The sequence below is a fragment of the Telluria sp. PB2R4 genome, assembly GCF_059685695.1.
The window spans coordinates 54,410-72,211 of record NZ_JCASIC010000004.1; the positions used below are offsets into that span (position 1 = coordinate 54,410).

The 17,802-nt window shown below is 66.3% G+C and carries 18 protein-coding genes; 9 read left to right on the plus strand and 9 right to left on the minus strand.

The features are described from left to right. Positions 1-91: 91 nt before the first annotated feature. Positions 92-1,609, minus strand: a complete 1,518-nt coding sequence (locus tag AC56LU_RS08680; RefSeq protein ID WP_497175187.1) for a BCCT family transporter — start codon at positions 1,607-1,609, stop codon at positions 92-94. Between the two features lie 330 nt (positions 1,610-1,939). On the opposite strand from AC56LU_RS08680, the gene AC56LU_RS08685 reads away from it, so the two are divergent. Further along, positions 1,940-2,104: a hypothetical protein gene (locus tag AC56LU_RS08685; RefSeq protein ID WP_497175188.1), complete on the plus strand. Its 165-nt coding sequence runs from the start codon at positions 1,940-1,942 to the stop codon at positions 2,102-2,104. Positions 2,105-2,233: 129 nt separating this feature from the next. After that, a complete protein-coding gene (locus tag AC56LU_RS08690; RefSeq protein WP_497175189.1) occupies positions 2,234-2,626 on the plus strand; it encodes a VOC family protein in 393 nt (130 codons plus the stop codon). A gap of 15 nt (positions 2,627-2,641) precedes the next feature. Here the strand turns inward: AC56LU_RS08690 and AC56LU_RS08695 are convergent, their stop codons facing one another. The 3 genes from AC56LU_RS08695 to AC56LU_RS08705 form a co-directional block, all read right to left on the minus strand. Further along, on the minus strand, positions 2,642-3,541 hold the full coding sequence (locus AC56LU_RS08695) for a DUF2145 domain-containing protein (RefSeq protein WP_497175190.1): 900 nt from the start codon (positions 3,539-3,541) through the stop codon (positions 2,642-2,644). Positions 3,542-3,552: 11 nt separating this feature from the next. Beyond that, positions 3,553-4,017: a hypothetical protein gene (locus tag AC56LU_RS08700; protein WP_497175191.1), complete on the minus strand. Its 465-nt coding sequence runs from the start codon at positions 4,015-4,017 to the stop codon at positions 3,553-3,555. Positions 4,018-4,313: 296 nt separating this feature from the next. Then, complete coding sequence (locus AC56LU_RS08705; RefSeq protein ID WP_497175192.1) at positions 4,314-4,475, minus strand: hypothetical protein; 162 nt, start codon at positions 4,473-4,475, stop codon at positions 4,314-4,316. Positions 4,476-4,690: 215 nt separating this feature from the next. On the opposite strand from AC56LU_RS08705, the gene AC56LU_RS08710 reads away from it, so the two are divergent. Further along, positions 4,691-5,830, plus strand: coding sequence for an endonuclease/exonuclease/phosphatase family protein (locus AC56LU_RS08710; protein ID WP_497175193.1), 1,140 nt, complete (start codon positions 4,691-4,693; stop codon positions 5,828-5,830). Here AC56LU_RS08710 and hepT read toward each other — a convergent pair. Together hepT and AC56LU_RS08720 are read right to left on the minus strand one after the other, a co-directional pair. Continuing rightward, positions 5,791-6,207 carry a type VII toxin-antitoxin system HepT family RNase toxin gene (hepT, locus tag AC56LU_RS08715; RefSeq protein WP_497175194.1) on the minus strand — a complete coding sequence of 139 codons (417 nt, stop codon included), beginning with the start codon at positions 6,205-6,207 and terminating at the stop codon, positions 5,791-5,793. The two genes, AC56LU_RS08710 and hepT, sit on opposite strands and share 40 nt — an antisense overlap. A 13-nt stretch (positions 6,208-6,220) precedes the next feature. Then, positions 6,221-7,459: a putative Na+/H+ antiporter gene (locus AC56LU_RS08720; RefSeq protein ID WP_497175195.1), complete on the minus strand. Its 1,239-nt coding sequence runs from the start codon at positions 7,457-7,459 to the stop codon at positions 6,221-6,223. A 230-nt stretch (positions 7,460-7,689) separates the two neighbouring features. Here AC56LU_RS08720 and imuA point away from each other — a divergent pair, with 230 nt between their 5' ends. From imuA to AC56LU_RS08735, 3 genes are all read left to right on the plus strand, one after another. Further along, positions 7,690-8,439: a translesion DNA synthesis-associated protein ImuA gene (gene imuA, locus AC56LU_RS08725; RefSeq protein ID WP_497175196.1), complete on the plus strand. Its 750-nt coding sequence runs from the start codon at positions 7,690-7,692 to the stop codon at positions 8,437-8,439. Beyond that, positions 8,369-9,895, plus strand: coding sequence for a Y-family DNA polymerase (locus tag AC56LU_RS08730; protein WP_497175197.1), 1,527 nt, complete (start codon positions 8,369-8,371; stop codon positions 9,893-9,895). Before imuA ends, AC56LU_RS08730 begins: the two co-directional genes overlap by 71 nt. Positions 9,896-10,122: 227 nt before the next feature. Continuing rightward, positions 10,123-10,575 carry a response regulator gene (locus tag AC56LU_RS08735; protein WP_497175198.1) on the plus strand — a complete coding sequence of 151 codons (453 nt, stop codon included), beginning with the start codon at positions 10,123-10,125 and terminating at the stop codon, positions 10,573-10,575. Between the two features lie 13 nt (positions 10,576-10,588). Here AC56LU_RS08735 and AC56LU_RS08740 read toward each other — a convergent pair whose 3' ends face one another. Both AC56LU_RS08740 and arfB read right to left on the minus strand, forming a co-directional pair. Continuing rightward, on the minus strand, positions 10,589-11,305 hold the full coding sequence (locus tag AC56LU_RS08740; RefSeq protein ID WP_497175199.1) for a GNAT family N-acetyltransferase: 717 nt from the start codon (positions 11,303-11,305) through the stop codon (positions 10,589-10,591). Between the two features lie 15 nt (positions 11,306-11,320). Further along, positions 11,321-11,716 carry an alternative ribosome rescue aminoacyl-tRNA hydrolase ArfB gene (gene arfB / locus AC56LU_RS08745; RefSeq protein ID WP_497175200.1) on the minus strand — a complete coding sequence of 132 codons (396 nt, stop codon included), beginning with the start codon at positions 11,714-11,716 and terminating at the stop codon, positions 11,321-11,323. A 179-nt stretch (positions 11,717-11,895) separates the two neighbouring features. Between arfB and AC56LU_RS08750 the strand changes: the two genes are divergently transcribed. Next, entirely contained in the window at positions 11,896-14,280 is a 2,385-nt protein-coding gene (locus AC56LU_RS08750; RefSeq protein ID WP_497175201.1) for a sensor domain-containing protein, read from the plus strand. A gap of 8 nt (positions 14,281-14,288) precedes the next feature. Here AC56LU_RS08750 and AC56LU_RS08755 read toward each other — a convergent pair whose 3' ends face one another. Beyond that, on the minus strand, positions 14,289-15,398 hold the full coding sequence (locus AC56LU_RS08755) for a metallophosphoesterase (protein WP_497175202.1): 1,110 nt from the start codon (positions 15,396-15,398) through the stop codon (positions 14,289-14,291). Positions 15,399-15,611: 213 nt separating this feature from the next. Between AC56LU_RS08755 and AC56LU_RS08760 the strand changes: the two genes are divergently transcribed. After that, positions 15,612-16,067, plus strand: coding sequence for an Hsp20 family protein (locus tag AC56LU_RS08760; RefSeq protein WP_497175203.1), 456 nt, complete (start codon positions 15,612-15,614; stop codon positions 16,065-16,067). Between the two features lie 184 nt (positions 16,068-16,251). Then, complete coding sequence (locus tag AC56LU_RS08765; RefSeq protein WP_497175204.1) at positions 16,252-17,784, plus strand: Do family serine endopeptidase; 1,533 nt, start codon at positions 16,252-16,254, stop codon at positions 17,782-17,784. Positions 17,785-17,802: the final 18 nt, after the last annotated feature.

Here is a 17,802-nt window from a genome sequence, read left to right on the forward strand (position 1 = left end):
CTGTCAGACAGCGTCCAGGCCACGGTCCGGAAAACGCGCATGATACCATTTTGGCTACAGCCGAGGCACGCGCGTCCCTTCCACGCGGCGGCTAGCGTGCCGCCATCTCGCGCACCCGGCGCCGCAGCTCGCGCTCGCGGCGCGCCTCTTCCTGCCAGTCCTCGCGCAAGCCCCGCCACAGTGCGATCACCATCAGCACGATGACCAGCGCGAAGGGCAGGGCAAACAGGATGGTGGCGGTTTGCACCGCATCGAGCCCGCCTGCCAGCAGCAGGCTGATAGCGATACCAGCAATCAAGGTGCCCCAGATAATCTTGGTGCGGGCGGAAGGATTCGGGTTGCCGCCCTGGCTCATCATGCCCAGCACCAGCACGGCCGAGTCGCCGGAGGTGACGAAGAAGACCACCACCAGCAGCGTGGCCACCACCGACATGACCTGGCCGAAGGGCATGGCGTCGAACATCGCGAACAGGGCAGTGGCCAGGTCGGCCTTGACCGCCTCGGCCAGCGGCACCTGCTGCCAGATCTCCAGGTAGAGCGCGGTGCCGCCGAAGATCGAGAACCAGACGAAGGCCGCCAGCGAAGGCGCCAGCACGGTGCCGAGGATGAATTCGCGGATGGTGCGTCCGCGTGAGACGCGTGCGATGAACAGGCCGACGAACGGCGACCATGAGATCCACCAGGCCCAGTAGAAGATGGTCCAGTTGCCCACCCAGGTGCTGTCGCGGAAGGGCGTGGAACGCAGGCTCATCCGCACGAACTCGCTGGCATAGCTGCCCAGCGTATTGGTGAAGGTGTCGATGATCGCCACCGTGGGGCCGAGCAGGAACACGGCAAGGGCGAGCAGGGCCGCCACGATCATGTTGGTATTCGACAGGAGCTTGATGCCCTTCGTAACGCCGCTCACGGCCGAGGTGAGGTACATGGCGGCGGTCACGACAATGATCCCGACCTGCGATGCGGGGCTGATCTCGAGTCCGAACACGGCGTTCAGGCCGCTGTTGATCTGCAGCGCACCGACGCCGAGCGAAGCGGCGACACCGAAGGCCGTGGCGACGATCGCCAGGACGTTGAACAGGCTCGATGCGGCGCGCACCGGGCGCCAGGGCAGGGAACTGGTCACGGTACTGATCAGGGGGCTACCGGCGCGCCGGTACTGGAAGAAGGCGATCGCCAGCGCGACCACGCTGTACACGGCCCAGGGATGCAGGCCCCAGTGGAAGAACACGTAGCGCATGGCGGCGTTGGCCGCTTCCGGCGTGCCGGGGGCGACCCCGGGCGGCGCGGTGACGTAGTGCGAGACCGGCTCGGCCACGCCCCAGAACACCAGGCCTATGCCCATGCCGGCGGCGAACAGCATCGCGAACCAGCTGCCGACCGTGAATTCCGGTTCGTCCTCCTCACTGCCGAGCTTGAGACTGCCGTAGCGGCTGAAGGCGACAAAGGCGGCGAACAGGACCAGGGCAAGCACCACCCACAGGTAGAACCAGCCGAAGTTGCGGGTCAGCGCGGCCAGCATGGTCGCGAAGACGGACGCCATGTTGTCGGGAGCGATGATGCCCCATAACACGATCAGAAAGATAAAGCCCGCAGAGCAGAGCAGTTGCATGAGTTTTCCTTGTTGTGGCGTGCGGGTGCCGGGCGCCACGAGGACGGGCGAGGCCGCAGGCAAGGTCGCTTGCATGACAGGCGTTCAGTATGAGCCGATCGTTTGCGAACTGTCGCACCGTGTCGCGCTTACTGGATGAGGAGTGTGACGCTGGGCTGGCCAGCGGTCCGTAGTGTAACACATAATGCATTTGCACAAATGTGTGAGCAAAAGGCTTCCACTATCAAGATAGTTGAATGGTGAATGACGATCATTATGGATCGCAATTTGATTTGTATCTCGGAGGGCGCATACTGGAGTCATCCCAAAGCGATCTCAGGAAATAACATCATGTCCACTACCTTCGATTTCATCCTCAGCCTGTTCCGCCAGCCGGCGCCTGCTGCCGCTCGCAACGATGCCGGTGACCTGCGCACCCTTTACCAGCTGAGCCGCGGCCGCGACTCGGTGTCGCCGGCCGTCCTGCGCAAGCTGGCCGAGGCTGCGGCCAGGTAAACCGCTGCACGAGCGGCACCCGTATCGAACCCTGCCGCGCGCAGGGTTTTTTGTTGTTGCGTCGGATATCGGCGCGCCGGGGGCGATCCAAGTGCTGTAGTCTTCGTGGACTAAACTCGGGAGATCATCATGCTGGCAAATGCAGACGCAGTTGCAACGGTGGGTGTACGCGACATCGCGGCGGCGCGCGAGTTTTACGGGAAGGTGTTGGGCTTGCGCGAAGGCGATCCCGGCGACTGCAAGATGGCCGAGATCCTGTTCTTCGAGAGCGGCCGCTCGCGGATCCAGGTCTACCGTTCGGAGTACGCGGGGACGAACCAGGCCACCGCCATCACCTGGGACGTCGGCGACCGGATCGGGGAAGTTGCCGCCGCCCTCAAATCCAGAGGGGTGCGCTTCGAGCACTACGACTTGCCCGGCGCGCGGCTGGAAGGCGACATCCATGTCATGGAAGACATGGGCATGAAGGCGATGTGGCTGAAGGACCCGGACGGGAATATCCTGAACATCAACGGCCGCTGAGCGCGGCCTTCACGTTCAAGGCGCGAGCGCGATCACCTCGTCGCCTGCCGCCGGTTCGCAGGCGGCGCCCAGCGGTTCCCAGCCGCGGCGTATGACGATACGCTCCTGCGTATGGCACAGCTCGACGCGGCGCGCCTGCGGCGCCCGGCGCCGCACGAACGCTTCGATCGAGGCCGGCACGTTCACCTGCAACGCGAGCGCGTGGATATCTTCCACGGGGTGGTCGTTCATATGTACCAGCGGCACGAACTGCCCGGCAAACATCATCCAGTGCGACGGAATCCGGACCGGGCCGGCGGTATATCCTTGCGCGCGCAGCCACCCTTGCGCGTCCTCGCGTGCATGCCCGCTCGCGCTTCCATCCGCGCGCGCCCAGGCGCTGGCGAGCAGCTCGGCCACCCAGCCGTTGCAGTTCTGGTAGCGGGTGCCGTAGGCATAGGCGTTGGCGCTGTATTCCCCGCCCAGCAGGGCCAGGGCCAGGCGCCGGTCGAGCGCCGCGTTCTCGAGCAGGGCGGCATCGTCATCAAGCGGGAACACCAGCGAGATGTGGCCGCGCGTGGGCGCGTCGGCGCCGAGCGCGAAGCCGGCGACGCCCTGGTCGAACAGGCGCGGACGCGATTCGTCGCAGGCATAGTAGAGCTGGCGCACGGCCCAGGGACCGCCGGAATTGTCGCGCAGGGCGACACCGGCATGCGAGTACAGCTGGCCGAAGCGGCTCAGGTCGAGGCCGGCGCGCGAGATGAGGGCGACGCGCGCCCCGGATCGCTCCAACTCGGTTTTGACCACGCCGGCAAAGCGCAGCACGCGGTCCTGTTCGGCGGCCCCGATGTCGATCGACTGCTGGCAGAAAGCCGGCAGCCCCGCCTGCGCGGCCGCGCTCGCGCCCAGCAGGAGCGCAGCAGCGGCGAACTTCATGAGCATCCGGATCAGATGGTGACTTTGCGCGACGCCAGGTCGCGGTACCAGTCGTCCTGCAGCGCCAGGAAGAAGGAGCGCCTGGTGTCGGCGTGGGCGAACTCGTAGCCGTACACGCGTTCGCTGACCTGCACCAGTTCGCCCTTGTTGACGCCGCGCTCGGCCAGCGCCCGGTTGGGCACGTCGAGCGTGAACTCGCGCGCCGCGCCGGCGGCGGTCGCGCGCAGGGTCATGCGGGTGGTGTCGGGCTTGGCCGGGGCCTGGGCGATGTCGATCACGCGGTAGTCGCCCGCGGCCACCCGGTCGTCGCCGCCCGAACTATTGCTGGAGGCGCCGATCGAATCGGAAATGCTGCCAGACGAGGCCGAGCCCGCGCTGGACGCGGACGAGGTAAAGCTGGTGGCGTGGGTCGGAGCGGCGCAGGCGGCGGCGAAGGCGGCCAGGCACAGTGCGCGGGTCAGGGTGGTGAGGGTCATGGTGCTTTTCTTTGAAGAGTGATGAAGCCGGAATGAGGGCTATGGTACAAGCGCCGCGAACTGTTGAGAAGTCGGCTCGTGGAGAATTCTGTAAGTTCTTGTAATCGTGTCCACCAGTGTGTTGGCTTCATGTCAGCGACATCGAAGCAGGGAGTGCTTCGCAGCATAGTTACCGAAACGATGTAGCGTGTTTTTTCATTAACACGCCAGGAGGATGCCCATGCTGACGGGCTGACGGACAAGGAAATCGTGGAGTTCGGCCGGGATGACGCGGACCGTTGATCCAGAGCGCGCGCTCAGTCGCAGAGCAGGAAGTAGAGGCCGCCGTAGGTCAGCACGGCCAGGGCAATGGCCAGCAGGACGCCCAGCAGGGGATAAGCGTTGAACCTCGACCGGGACCTCTCTGGCTCGGGTCGGGCGACGCTGTCTGCACTTGCTGCTCGTTTGCTGAGGTTCATACCGGCTTCCCGCTTGTCCAGCACTAAACATAGGTCCGGGCCTGGGGGTTTTCAAGCGGTTGGCGCAAACCCGGGGCAGCTTGCTCCGCCTTTCCTTCGTTCTGCCCGCAAGAATCTTGCCGCTTGTGCACGCTAGCGTACAGACGCTTTTGTCCGGAACAGCGCATACTCCAGCTATCGTATTTGATGAGCCATTGATCGCTTTCGAGATTGCCATGCTGCCGACCTTCGTTACCCTGGTTGCCGTGATCGTTCTCGCGACGCTGCTTCCCTTGTTGCGATGCACGGGGTGGTGGATTCGCGACCTGGATTTCCCACGTCTGCAACTGGCCATCCTGTCGCTCCTGGTCCTGGCCGGACAATTCATGTTGCTGGACTGGCGCGACAGCCACTTCCACCTGCTGCTGGTGGCCAATGCCGCCTGCCTGGTCTATCAGGCCTGGTGGATCATTCCGTATACCAAGGCCTATCCGCATGAAGTAAAGGTCGCCGTTACCGGCGGCGCGAACCGCCAGTTCCGTATCCTGACGGCGAATGTGCTGATGCCGAACCGGAATACCGAGGGGCTGATCGCCCTGATCCGAAAGCACGATCCCGATATCTTCGTCACACTGGAAACGGATTCATGGTGGCAGGAGCGGCTGGATGTGCTCGAAAAGGACTATCCGCATGCGCTCAAGTGTCCGCTCGACAATCTGTACGGCATGCACGTGTATTCACGGCTCCCGCTGGAAGACAGCGCCATCCAGTTCCTGGTCGAGGACGACATCCCGTCGATGCATACCCTGGTGGTCCTGCCTTCAGGACACAAGGTGCGCATGCATTTCCTGCATCCGACACCGCCCAGCCCGACGGAGCACATGGAATCGACCCAGCGCGATGCCGAACTGCTGGTGGTCGCCAAGAGCGTGGCCGAGGCCGGCCTGGAAACCCCGGTGATCGTCGCGGGCGACCTGAACGACGTGGCGTGGTCGACGACCACCCGGCTGTTCCGCAAGATCAGCGGCCTGCTCGATCCGCGCATCGGGCGCGGCATGTTCAATACCTTCCACGCCGGCTACTGGTTTGCCCGCTGGCCGCTCGACCACCTGTTCCACAGCGAGCATTTCACCCTGTCCCACATCGAGCGCCTGCCGTCCTTCGGCTCGGACCATTTCCCGATGCTGGTCGAGCTCACCTATGACAGCGCGCGCGGCGCTGGCCAGGAGGGCCTGGTGGCGGACGAGGATGACCACGCGCTGGCGGAAGAGAAGATCGCCGCGGAGGATGTGGATGTCGACGATGTGCATGAGCCCGACCCGGAGGGCGGGGCGCGTCAGACTGTCGCGGCGCCTGCCACCAATGCCTCGGCATAGACCGTGAAGTCGTCCAGCCCACGCTTGACGATCGTCACCAGGGCCGGCAGCGGCGCTTCCTGGTAATCCCATTCGGCGCGGCAGAATTCGCCGGTGCGCTTGAGGTCCTCGGCAAGCAGGGGGGCGATCCAGCCGTGTTCGGCCAGCAGGGTGATGACTTCGCGCTCGTCCTGCGGCAGGCCGAGCCTGGCGTTGCCGATCACGTAGTCGCCCATCTCGATCGCGGCTTCCCATGCGCGGATCACGTTGAGGGTGGCCGCATCCTGGCGCGTGAGGTCGGTAACAAACGTGGTCGGGTCCTTTTCGTATTCCTCGCGTGCGCGCCGGCAGCAGCGTTCGATGGTGCCGGATTTCTGTACCAGGATGTCGTCGTCCATACTCGTTACTCCATCAAATCAGGAACAGCACCGCCGCCACGCAGGTCGGCCCCAGCGCCCCCAGGAACAACCCGCCCATGCCGATCGAGCCCTCGTTGAAGCCGTCGCGCAGCAGCGCGGCGCCGGCCGGGTTGGGCGCGTTCGCGATCACGGTCAGCCCGCCGCCGCCGACCGCGCCGGCCACCAGCATGTACTTGGCGTGATCGGACAGGCCCTCGATCAGGGAACCGAGGTAGGTCAGAGCTGCATTATCGGTGATTGCCGTGAGGGCCAGCGCGCCGAAGAACAGCGCGGTGGGCTCCAGGCTGGACACCAGCGGCTGCAGCCACCACTGCTGCATGCCGCCCAGGATGACCAGGCCGGCCAGGAAGAATCCCACCAGCAGGCCTTCCTTCAGGATCAGCGGCGACTGGTGCTTCGGGTAGGCCTGGGTATAGCCGAGGAAGAGCAGGAACAGGCCGATGAACAGCACCGGGTGGTGGGCCAGCAGCACGACGCCGGCCAGCAGGGCCAGGTGGACGGCCGATACGATCCAGGGCATGCGCACGTCCTCGACCATTTTCCCGGGAGCCAAGTGGCGGCGCAGCATCCAGGTGATGACGCTGGCGTTGAAGATCACCGCCAGCGCGGCGCGCCAGCCGAAGGTGGAAGCCATGAAGGCGCTGTCCCAGCCCCAGGTGGCGGCCACCATCAGCACCGGCGGCGCGGCATAGGAGGTGAGGGTGCCGCCGATCGAGACGTTGACGAACAGGACGCCGATCGCGCCGTACTTGAGCCATTCGGGAATACCGTGCCGGAACACCTGCGGCGCCAGCATCAGGGCGGCCAGCGTCATCGCGGCCGGCTCGGTGATCAGGGAACCGCCCAGGGGCACCAGAGCCAGGCCGAGCCAGCACAGCGCCACCTCGGTGCGAACAGGCGCCAGCCTGGCCAGCAGCACCAGCAGGTCGCGCACGGCATCCAGCACCGGCCTCGATGCCGCGATCACCATCACCACGAATACGAACAACGGCTCGGTGTAGTGGCGCGACTCGGCATAGGCGATGGCCTCGGTCCCGCTTGCCAGCAGGGCCATGGCGAGCACCAGTACGAAGGCCCAGAAGCCGAACACCACCTCGACTTCGCCCAGCAGGTGGAACAGCCCGGCATGGCGCGGGTGGCGTTTTCCCAGTGAGTGAAACATCTTGGTGGAAAAGGTGTGGACGAGGGCGATGGCGAACAGGATGGCGCCGGTGAGCTGGAGCGTATTCACGGACGGGCTCCGTGGCTTGCATGAGACAGGTTGGTCATTGTCTGAAGATAAATGGACAAGCCAACATTATTCCACGATTCGGCGCGCCGTCCCGGTTTTGCAGGAAGAGCACACGTTTAGCTTCTGTCAATACCAATCGTCTGACTGGTATGTCCAAAATGAATACGTCTTGCCAAATCCAGGCTCAGCGAGTACTGTACGTTTATACAGTACTTTGTTTGCAAGCTATCATGAACATCTCATCCACAGCGGCAGCCTCGCCCCCGGCCACAGCCTCCCCGCTGGCGCCCGAAGCCCTGCATCCCTCGCTCTGGCGCGCCTCGCAGCTGGCACGCTCGGGCACGCGCTGCGTCGACACCGGGCATGCGGTCCTGTCCTCGCAGCTGCCCGGCGGCGGCTGGCCCGCCGGCACGCTGGTCGAGCTGTTGCAGCAGCAGCCCGGCATCGGCGAAATGCGCCTGCTGCGTCCGGCCCTGCAAGCCTGCGCCGAGCGCCGCATCGTCCTGCTGCAGCCGCCCCATCCACCGCAAGCCCTGGCGCTGGCCGCGCTGGGCCTGCCGCCCTCGCAACTGCTGTGGCTGCGCACCAGCCGCAGCGCCGACGCGCTGTGGGCGGCCGAGCAGGTGCTGCGCAGCGGCAGTTGCGGCGCGCTGCTGTTCTGGGCCAACCACGCGCGCGGCGAAAGCCTGCGCCGCCTGCACCTGGCGGCCCAGGCCGGCGAAACCCTGTTCTTCATGCTGCGCCCGCTGGCCGCGGCGCAAGATGCCTCTCCCGCGCCCTTGCGCCTGGCGCTGCGGCCGGCGGCCGGCGGCATGCACATCGACTTCGTCAAGCGCCGGGGGCCGCAGCGCGATGCGCCGCTGTTCCTGCCGCTTGGTCTCCCTCTCACTTCTTCTCTCTTGCAACGACATGCGTTTGTGGATCGGTCTCTCGCTACCCCAGCTGGCGCTCGAAATCTTCAGCCCCAACTGGTCCAGTGACCCGGGCTGCGTGGTGCTGGAGCAGGAGCGCGTGCTGGCGGTCTCGCCCGTGGCACGCGCAGCCGGCGTGCGGCGCGGCATGCGCCGCGGCGGCGTGCTCATGCTCATGCCCGAGGCCCGCCTGCTCGAGCGCAGCACCGTGCGCGAAGCCGAGGCGCTGGACGCGGTCGCGCTGGCGATGCTGCAATACACGCCCCAGGTCGCCCTGGCCGAAGAAGCGACGCTGCTGCTCGACATCGGCGCCAGCCTGCGCCTGTTCGGCGGCATCCGCGCCCTGTGCGCGCGTGTGCGCGCCAGCCTGCGCGCGCTCGGCTTCACCGCCTCGGTGAGCTGCGCGCCGACGGCGCGCGCGGCCTGGCTGCTGGCGCGTGCCGCTGCCCATGGCGGCGGGCAGGGGGGCGGGCGGGGGCAGGTCCGTGTTCACGCACGTTCGTTACGGATGGCTTCGCTCGAACGCCGCCTCGAACACTTGCCGGTGGCGCTGCTGCCGCCGGCCCGGCCGTATATGTCCTGGTTCGAGGGCATCGGCTGCGAGGCCCTGGGCCAGTTGCGGCGCCTGCCGCGTCCGGGCCTGCAGCGCCGCTGCGGACGCGAACTGCTCGACATGCTCGACGCCGCCTACGGCATGTGTCCCGAACTGTTCGATTGGGTCGCGCCACCCGAGAGTTTCCGGGCCAGGCTGGAACTGTTCGACCGCATCGAGCAGGCGGACCTGCTGCTGGCCGGCGCCCACCACCTGGTGCTGCAGTTGGTCGGCTGGCTGTGCGCGCGCCAGCTCGCGGTGGAGCGCATCACGCTGCTGATGGAGCACGAGCGCGGGCGGGTGGCGATGCCACCGACGGCGCTCGAGATCATCCTGGCCGAGCCGGCCTGGCGCGACGAGCACCTGGTGCGCCTCTTGAGGGAACGGCTGGCCCGGCAGGAATTGCCGGCGCCGGTGATCGGGCTTGGCCTGGAAGCGCTGCAGGTGAGGGCGATGGCGCCGCCGACCGAATCGCTGTTCCCCGAGCCGGGCGGCAGCGAGGAAGACCGCCTGCGCATGCTCGAGCTGCTGGTGGCGCGGCTGGGACCGGAGAACGTGCTGCAGGCGCTGCCGCAGGCCGACTACCGGCCCGAGGTGGCCAACGAGTGGGTGCCGGTGCAGCAGCAGGAGCGTGCCTCACGGGCCGGCGCGCGCTTGCCGCCCGACGTGACAAGCCTGCCGCGCCCGAGCTGGCTGCTGGCCAAGCCAATCGCGCTGCTGATGCGCAACCACCGGCCCTTCTATGGTTCGCCGCTGAAGGTGGCCTCGACCCCCGAGCGCATCGAGGCCGGTTGGTGGAGCGACACCCAGACCCGCGACTACTTCATCGCCGAAGGGCAGGACCATACGCTGTACTGGATCTACCGCGAGCGCATCGTCGGCGCCAGCGAAGATGCCGAACCGCGCTGGTATCTGCATGGGCTGTTCGGATAAGCGCCCCCAAACACGGGGGATTGTCATCGCTAAGCGAGGTGCCAGACTTGTCCATGGGAGAACTTCTGTAATAATGCACGGGTAGGTAAAAGAAATTTCCAGCCGGCTCGTCGATCACGTGCGGTGCTAACCGGGCGCTTCCATCGGACGACTTGCGCGATACTCGGAGTTTGCGCGGCCCGATCGGGCAGCGCTGGTACTCAACAATTTCACTCGATGGAGGCGGCGTGTCTGGCTTGATGAACAGCCGCTGGTGCAGCGACAAAGGACGGCCAGGATTCCCACCCGCCGGTGCGCGGGCATTCGGACAGGATGTGGGAACGCCGGTGGAAGGCGTGCGCAAAGTGCTGGTCGTCGACGACGAGGCCGACGTTGCCGACTTGGCCGAGATGCTGCTATCGGCCCACGGCCTCGACACCGTGGTGGCTTATTCGGCCGCTGCGGCCCTCGACATCCTGGCCGCCGATCCCGACATCGACGCCGTCATTTCCGATGTCATGATGCCCGGCATGAACGGCCTCGAACTGGCCGAGCGGATCGCCGGGTGCTACCCGACGGTCAAGATCGTCCTGGCGTCCGGCTACATGGCGCCGTCCATGTCCAATGGCAAGCCGCTGAAGCAGCTGTTCATTGCCAAGCCCTACCGGATCGACCAGCTGCTGCGGCTGCTGCGCACCTGACACCAGCAACACGTCAAGCCGGCGCCACCCGCGTCAGGCACAACTGGCGGCGCACCACGTAGCCCAGCGATTCGTACAGGGCAATCGCACCCACGTTGCTGGGATAGACATGCAGGAAGGGTTGCGCACCCTGCGCCATGATGCGGCGCGTGCGCTCGGCCAGCAGGTGGCGGGCATAGGCCTTGCCGCGGTGCTCGGGATGCACGCACACCGCGCTCACCTCGACCGCGCCATGCGGGCGCATCCGTTCCCCCGCCATCGCCGCCAGCCGGCCACCTTCGCGGATGCCAAGGAACTCGCCCAGCTCATGGGTACGCTGCGCGAACGGCCCCGGATTGGTCAGCCCGGCCAGCGCGCGCATCTCTTCGGCATCTGTCTCGCCAAGCACTGAAAGCGGCAGCGTGGCCGGCGCCGGCAAGCGCGTGGCGACCATCTGCAACACCGGATCGAGCGGCGTCACCGTGAAGCCGGGCATCTGCCGCGGCGCGTCCGGCGTGACCAGCATGACGGCTTCGCCGGGCAGCAGCAGCGCCGCCAGCGCCGGCCAGGCCGCGTGACTGTCATCGGCGATTGCTTCTTCGGCCACTGCCGCGAATGGCCCGATCTCGCGCGGATAGCGCTGCGCCAGCGGGCCGCCGAGGGCAAGGTGGCGGTGGCCGCCCGCGAGGGCCGAACGGACCGGGTGGTCGAGGGCGGCCTTCAGGGTGGAATCAGGGGGCAAGTTCTTCATCCTCTCATTCGCCAATCAATCGTCGACCTTGCCGCGCAAGGCCTTGACCCGTCCGCTGCGCGTCTTGGCGTCGAGCCGGCGCAGCTGCGACCCGCGTGTCGGCCGGGTAGGGCGGCGCACCAGGGGCACGACGCAGGCCTGGTCCACCAGCGCCTGCAGGCGCTGCAGCGCTTCCAGCTTGTTCTGCTCGAGGCTGCGCGACGCCTGGGCCTTGAGGATGACCACGCCGTCGCGCGTGATGCGGGCGTCGCGCAGCGCCAGCAGGCGTTCCTTGACGGCTGCCGGCAGCGACGAGGCCGCCACGTCGAAACGCGCGTGCACCGCACACGACACCTTGTTCACGTTCTGCCCGCCCGGACCCTGGGCCCGGATCGCGCTGAATTCGACTTCCGCCGGATCGATGACCACCATTCTCCACCTAACGCTTCACCGCGGCCACAGTCGGCCGCCTGGCGCATTGTAAGCCTGGTCAAATCTTGCCGCACGACATAAACAGTCCCGTGCGGCCCGCTGCTGCTTGCTGCGTTATCATGTATTTACGTGTTCGCTGCGTGCCGCGCACCTGCACGAGCGGCCATCCAGGAGGAGCTTTGAACCTGTCGCCCTTGCCACTTGCCGTGTTCGTTGTCGATGCCGCAGGCATTGTAACGAGCTGGAACAAGGCGTGCGAAAAACTGGCCGGCTACACTGCTGCCGACATCCAGGGCATGACGCTGGAGCGCATCGTCGAGTTCGACGATGCGCCGGGCCCTAAACCGTGCATGGCCGCGCGCGCCGACGCCGAGAGCGAAGGCGTGCTCAAATGCGTTGACGGCCGGCGCCTGCCAGTGCGCATCACGGTGGCGCCGCAGTCCTTCGACACCGAGCTGCCGGGCACCTTCAGCGTCATCGTTATTCCGCGCACCGGGCAGTTTCCGCCGCGCTACGCCCTGATCCAGGACCTGCCGGTGGCCGACATCATCGAGGCGCTGCCCTGCGTGTTCTACGTCATCGACCAGAGCGGCCACCTGCTGCTGTGGAACCACCAGCTCGAAGACGCGCTCGAGATGGATGCCGAGGACTTGCCCACCTCCAACGTCAAGTTTTTCTTCGACGAACACGAGCGGCCCCTGATCATCGAGAAGATCCTTGCCGCCTTCGAAAGCGGCTGCTCCTCCCACGAGGCGGAACTGGTCGGCAAACACGGCAAGCGCACGCCCTTCCTGTTCCAGTGCTCGCGCAGCAGCCTGGGCAACGTCCCGGTGGTGTTCGGCACCGGCCTGGACATCACGGCGCGCAAGCAGGCCGAAGGCGGCCTGCGGGTGCGCGAGCGCGCCATCTACTCGAGCCTGAACGCCATCGTCATCACCCGCTGCGAAGAGGGCGAGCACCGGATCGAGTACGTCAATCCGGCCTTCGAGCGGATCACCGGCTTCACGCTGGCCGAGATCCGGGGGCAGGACCCGCGCTTCATGAAGATCGCCGGCTGCGACGAGGACGAGCGCCAGCGCATCCGCGAAGCGCTCAAGCGCAAGGAAGGCGTGCGCGTGGTGCTGCGCAACAAGCGCAAGAACGGCGAGGTCTTCTGGAACGACCTGCGCATCGACCCGGTGTCGGCCTCCGACGGCGAGATCACCCATTTTGTCGGGATCATCAACGACATCACCGAGGCCCGCCACTACGAGCGCCGCCTGCACCACCTGGCCCACCACGACCCGCTCACCGGGCTGGCCAACCGCACCCTGCTGCAAGAGCGCCTGCGCCACGCCATCGAGCAGGCCACGCGGGGCAACTTCATGGTGGCGCTGGCTTTCCTGGACCTCGACAACTTCAAGCACATCAACGACAATTTCGGCCATGAGGCCGGGGACACGGTGCTGCGCGAAGTCGCCCAGCGCCTGCGCGACAACATGCGCGAAGACGACACCGTTGCCCGCATGGGGGGCGACGAATTCGTCCTCATCATCTGCAATCCGGCCAGCCACGAGCAGGTGGCCGAGCTGGTCGAACGCGTTCGCCGCAGCATCACGGCGAAAGTCGAGGTGAACGGCAAGGACATCCTGCCCGGCACCAGTATCGGCGTCAGCATGTTTCCCCACGACGGCGACAGTCCCGAGAAGATCATGCGCGCCGCCGATGCCGCCATGTACCATGCGAAAACCGTCGGCAAGAACAACTTCCAGTTCTATTCCGCCGACCTGAACCAGATCGTGCACGAGCACCTGATGCTGGAGGCGAACCTGAGCCGCGCGATCCGCAACAACGAGCTGGTGCTGGACTACCAGCCAAAGGTCGACCTGCGCAGCGGCAAGGTGGTAGGGGCCGAGGCGCTGGTGCGCTGGCGCCATCCGGTCGAAGGCCTGATTCCGCCCGACCGCTTCATTCCGGTGGCCGAAGAAACCGGGCTGATCGTGCCGCTGGGCGAATGGGTCATCAACGAAGCCTGCGGGGCGCTCAAGGCCATGGCGGCGCTCGGCATCGAGGACTTCGTCATCGCCGTCAACCTGTCGGCGCGCCAGCTGCGCCAGCGCCAGTTCGCCGAACGGCTCGGCCAGACCCTGCACCGCCACGGCATCGACCCGGCCCGCCTCGAGCTCGAGGTGACCGAAAGCCACCTGATGGACCATCCGGAAGAAGCGCTGGAGGCGCTGGGCCAGCTCAAGGCCCTCGGCGTGCGCCTGTCGATCGACGACTTCGGCACCGGCTATTCGAGCCTGAGCCACCTGCAGAAATTCCCGGTCGACTACATCAAGATCGACCGCTCCTTCCTGGGCGACGTCGGCCACAATGGCCACCTCGTGATCACCCGCGCCATCATCGCGCTCGGCCACAACCTCAAGCTCAAGGTGGTCGCCGAGGGTGTCGAGACGCGCGAGCAGATCGCCTTCCTGCGCAAGCACGATTGCGACCAGATGCAGGGCTATTATTTCAGCCCGGCGCTGTCCCAGGCGACGCTGCAGGAGATGGTCACCAGCGACGCGCGCCTGCCCGACTGAGTCGCACCTTACTGCGGAGCGCGCAAGGTCAGCCGGATGATTTCTCCCGACTTCCACAGGCGCATGCGCGGCCCCCAGCTACCGGCGCCGCGGGTCACGTACAACAGCATTCCGTCGACGTCGTAGGCGCCGGCGTACTTCGCGAAGCGCTGCTCCACCGCATAGCTGAAGGGCCAGATCTGGCCGCCGTGGGTATGCCCGGACAGCATCAGGTCGACGCCGCGCGCGCTGGCTTCTTCGATGATGGCGGCGGCCGGGATGTGCGACATCAGGATCGTCGCGGCATTGCTTGGGGCAGGGATGGTGCGCGCCAGTCCGCCCGTGAGTTCGGCGTCGATGCGCATGCGGCGGCCGATGTCCTCGATCCCGGCCAGCACCAGGCCCGGGGCCAGCTCCACCTGGCGGTCGCGCAGCCAGCGCACGCCGCCTTCCTCGAACTCGCGCACGGTGGCTTCAAGGTCGCCGTAGAACTCGTGGTTGCCGGTCACCGCCCACACGCCCCACGGCGCTTCCAGGGCCCGCAGGGTCGGCGCGAGCTGCGGCTCGCCGATCGGATCGTCCTCGACCAGGTCGCCCAGCATCAGCACCGCGGCGGGCTTGAGCGCATTGATCTGGGCCACCCGCGCCGCCAGCCATTCGGAGCGGCGCTGGGCGCCGAGGTGGATGTCGCTGACGGCCACGACGACGGTGCCGTCCAGCGCCTGCGGCAAGCCGCGCATCACCACTTCCTGGTCGACGACGACCGGCGCGCGCATGCCCTGGAACAGGGCGAAGGCCGCCAGCAGCACGCCGGCGCTCGCACCCACCGCGCGCAGTTTCTGGGTGTGGGCGCGCCACCAGAAACCGAAACCGCTCGCGAGATCTGCCGCCAGCAGGCATAGCGACATGACGAAGGTGATGCCGAGCCAGGTCAGTGCGAACTGTCCCGGCCACCAGCGCCAGTCGAGCGCTTCGTCGCCGATGCGCACGCCGGCGAAATACACCAGCCAGACGAGCAGGGCGCCGACCCACCATACGCGACGCGGAATGCGGCTGCGCACCGCATCGAGCGAGTACAGGCGGGTGGCGACGTAGAGATGGAACAGGGTGCCGGCGATGTTGAGGACGATCGAGAACATGAATGCGGATGCGGGTGGCTGAGGCGGGGCGAGTGTAGCACGCAGGGCAAATTCTTCGTTTCAAACGTACTGCAAATAATATTTGCAATATTGATTAAAAATCCGTATTTCGTATGCCTTGAAACCGGCTGCACATGGCACTAGATTGGACTCACCGGATGCTCACGATGAGGTCCGGCAACATATCGCTTAACTTTGACAAGGATATCCATCATGCGTACTTTCGACCTGACTCCCCTGTACCGTTCCGCCATCGGTTTCGATCGCCTGGCCAGCCTGCTCGAGCAGCGTGGCGAGCCGAGCTACCCGCCGTACAACATCGAACTGGTGAGCGAAGATAACTACCGCATCGTGATGGCCCTGGCCGGCTTCACCCGCGACGAAGTGGAAATCGTGACCGAGCGTGACACCCTGCACGTCACCGGCCGCAAGCAGAAGGACGACGCCCAGCGCACCTTCCTGCACCGCGGCATCGCCGCCCGCGATTTCGAGCAGCGCTTCCAGCTGGCGAACCACGTGAAGGTCACCGCTGCGTCGTTCGACAACGGCATGCTCACCATCGAACTGGTGCGCGAAGTGCCGGAAGCGTTCAAGCCGCGCAAGATCTCCATCGCGGACGCCAACGGCAACACCAACAACGTGCAGGCGCTGGAACAGCGCGCCGCATAAGGTATAGAGAAGCAGCTTGAGAGAGGGCGTCCCGCGGGGCGCCCTTTTTGACGATGGGCCACGGGTTAAGACGAGGCTAAGGCTGGAAGTTGCCAGCTTAAGCATGGTCTAAGCCAGCTTTGGGAAGATACACCCATCGATAAGACACATCATCGGTCAACCAATTTTCATCAGGAGCACATACATGCGTAACGAAGGTGCCGTCACAGCCATCACTGCCAAACGCCTCACGCTGGCCCTGGGTGCCGCGGGCGTCATCGGCGGAGCGGTCGGTGCGCTTGCCGTCAACCACAACAACGTGGCTGCCGAAACCGCCGCCGCTGCCGCCCCGGCGCCTGTCGCCGCAGTGGCGCCCGCACCGGCCGCCGTGGCCCCCGTGCCGGCGGCCGCCGTCAGCCTGCCCGATTTCACCCGCATCGCGGCCACCAACGGCAAGGCGGTGGTGAACATCCGCGTCGTCGGCAGCACCAAGACCGCGGCCCGCGGCAACGTGCCGCAGGTCCCGCCGGGGCACCCGCTCTATGATTTCTTCCGACAGTTCCAGGACCCGCGCTACGGTGGTGGCGGCGGCCGTGGAGCGCCCGTTTCCGGCGCCGGATCGGGCTTCATCGTAAGCCCGGACGGCGTCATCCTGACCAACGCCCACGTCGTGCAAGGCGCCGACGAAGTCACCGTCAAGCTGCACGACCGCCGCGAATTCCGCGCCAAGGTCGTGGGCTCCGACCCGCGCACCGACGTGGCCGTGCTGAAGATCGACGCCAGGAACCTGCCGGTGGCGTCGCTCGGCAAATCGCGCAACCTGGCGCCCGGCGAGTGGGTACTGGCCATCGGTTCGCCGTATGGCCTGGAAAGCACCGTCACCGCCGGCGTGGTCAGCGCCACCGGCCGCGACCTGCGCGACGGCCAGATGCCCTTCATCCAGACCGACGTGGCGATCAACCCCGGCAACTCGGGCGGCCCGCTGATCAACACCCGCGGCGAAGTGGTGGGCATCAATTCGCAGATCTACAGCCAGACCGGCGGCTACCAGGGCCTGGCCTTCTCGATCCCGATCGACATCGCGGTCAAGATCAAGGACCAGATCATGGCCACCGGTAAGGTGCAGCATGCGAAGCTGGGTGTGAGCGTGCAGGAAATCGGCCAGGACTTCGCCGACTCCTTCCGCCTCGAGTCGCCTGAAGGCGCCCTGATCTCGAGCGTCGAGCGCGGCGGCCCGGCCGAGCGCGCGGGCCTGAAGGCGGGCGACGTGGTGCGGCGCCTGAACGGCCAGCCGATCGTGTCGCCGACCGACCTGTCCAGCAACGTCTCGCTGTCCAAGCCCGGCGAGCGGGTGGCGCTGGACGTCTGGCGCGACGGCAAGCTGGTGCGCATCGATGCGGTCCTCGGCGACGCCAGCGAGAAGGGCAGGCGCGGCGAGCCCGAAGAGATGGCGTCGAGCGGCCCCGACAAGGGTGCCAAGCTGGGCCTGGTCCTGCGTCCGCTGGAGCCGATCGAGCGCCGCCAGAGCGGCATCGCATCGGGCCTGCTGATCGAAGACGCGCGGGGTGCGGCGGCGATGGCCGGCATCGAACCGGGCGATGTGCTTGTGTCAGTCAACGGCCGGGCGGTCAATTCGCTCGACCAGGTCCGCGACGTGGTGGCGAAAGCCAGCAAGTCGGTGGCCTTGCTGATCCAGCGCGGGAGTGACAGAATCTTCATTCCAGTGCGGATTGGTTAAGGAGGCGTAGCGTCCGCC

Coding starts and splice junctions, on each gene's coding strand:
- AC56LU_RS08700 (WP_497175191.1), bottom strand. CDS start 4,017: ATGACCCTCACCACCCTGACCCGCGCACTGTGCCTGGCCGCCTTCGCC.
- AC56LU_RS08680 (WP_497175187.1), bottom strand. CDS start 1,609: ATGCAACTGCTCTGCTCTGCGGGCTTTATCTTTCTGATCGTGTTATGG.
- AC56LU_RS08710 (WP_497175193.1), top strand. CDS start 4,691: ATGCTGCCGACCTTCGTTACCCTGGTTGCCGTGATCGTTCTCGCGACG.
- AC56LU_RS08765 (WP_497175204.1), top strand. CDS start 16,252: ATGCGTAACGAAGGTGCCGTCACAGCCATCACTGCCAAACGCCTCACG.
- arfB (WP_497175200.1), bottom strand. CDS start 11,716: ATGGTGGTCATCGATCCGGCGGAAGTCGAATTCAGCGCGATCCGGGCC.
- AC56LU_RS08730 (WP_497175197.1), top strand. CDS start 8,369: ATGCGTTTGTGGATCGGTCTCTCGCTACCCCAGCTGGCGCTCGAAATC.
- AC56LU_RS08755 (WP_497175202.1), bottom strand. CDS start 15,398: ATGTTCTCGATCGTCCTCAACATCGCCGGCACCCTGTTCCATCTCTAC.
- AC56LU_RS08705 (WP_497175192.1), bottom strand. CDS start 4,475: ATGAACCTCAGCAAACGAGCAGCAAGTGCAGACAGCGTCGCCCGACCC.
- AC56LU_RS08690 (WP_497175189.1), top strand. CDS start 2,234: ATGCTGGCAAATGCAGACGCAGTTGCAACGGTGGGTGTACGCGACATC.
- AC56LU_RS08695 (WP_497175190.1), bottom strand. CDS start 3,541: ATGAAGTTCGCCGCTGCTGCGCTCCTGCTGGGCGCGAGCGCGGCCGCG.
- AC56LU_RS08685 (WP_497175188.1), top strand. CDS start 1,940: ATGTCCACTACCTTCGATTTCATCCTCAGCCTGTTCCGCCAGCCGGCG.
- AC56LU_RS08740 (WP_497175199.1), bottom strand. CDS start 11,305: ATGAAGAACTTGCCCCCTGATTCCACCCTGAAGGCCGCCCTCGACCAC.
- imuA (WP_497175196.1), top strand. CDS start 7,690: ATGAACATCTCATCCACAGCGGCAGCCTCGCCCCCGGCCACAGCCTCC.
- AC56LU_RS08760 (WP_497175203.1), top strand. CDS start 15,612: ATGCGTACTTTCGACCTGACTCCCCTGTACCGTTCCGCCATCGGTTTC.
- hepT (WP_497175194.1), bottom strand. CDS start 6,207: ATGGACGACGACATCCTGGTACAGAAATCCGGCACCATCGAACGCTGC.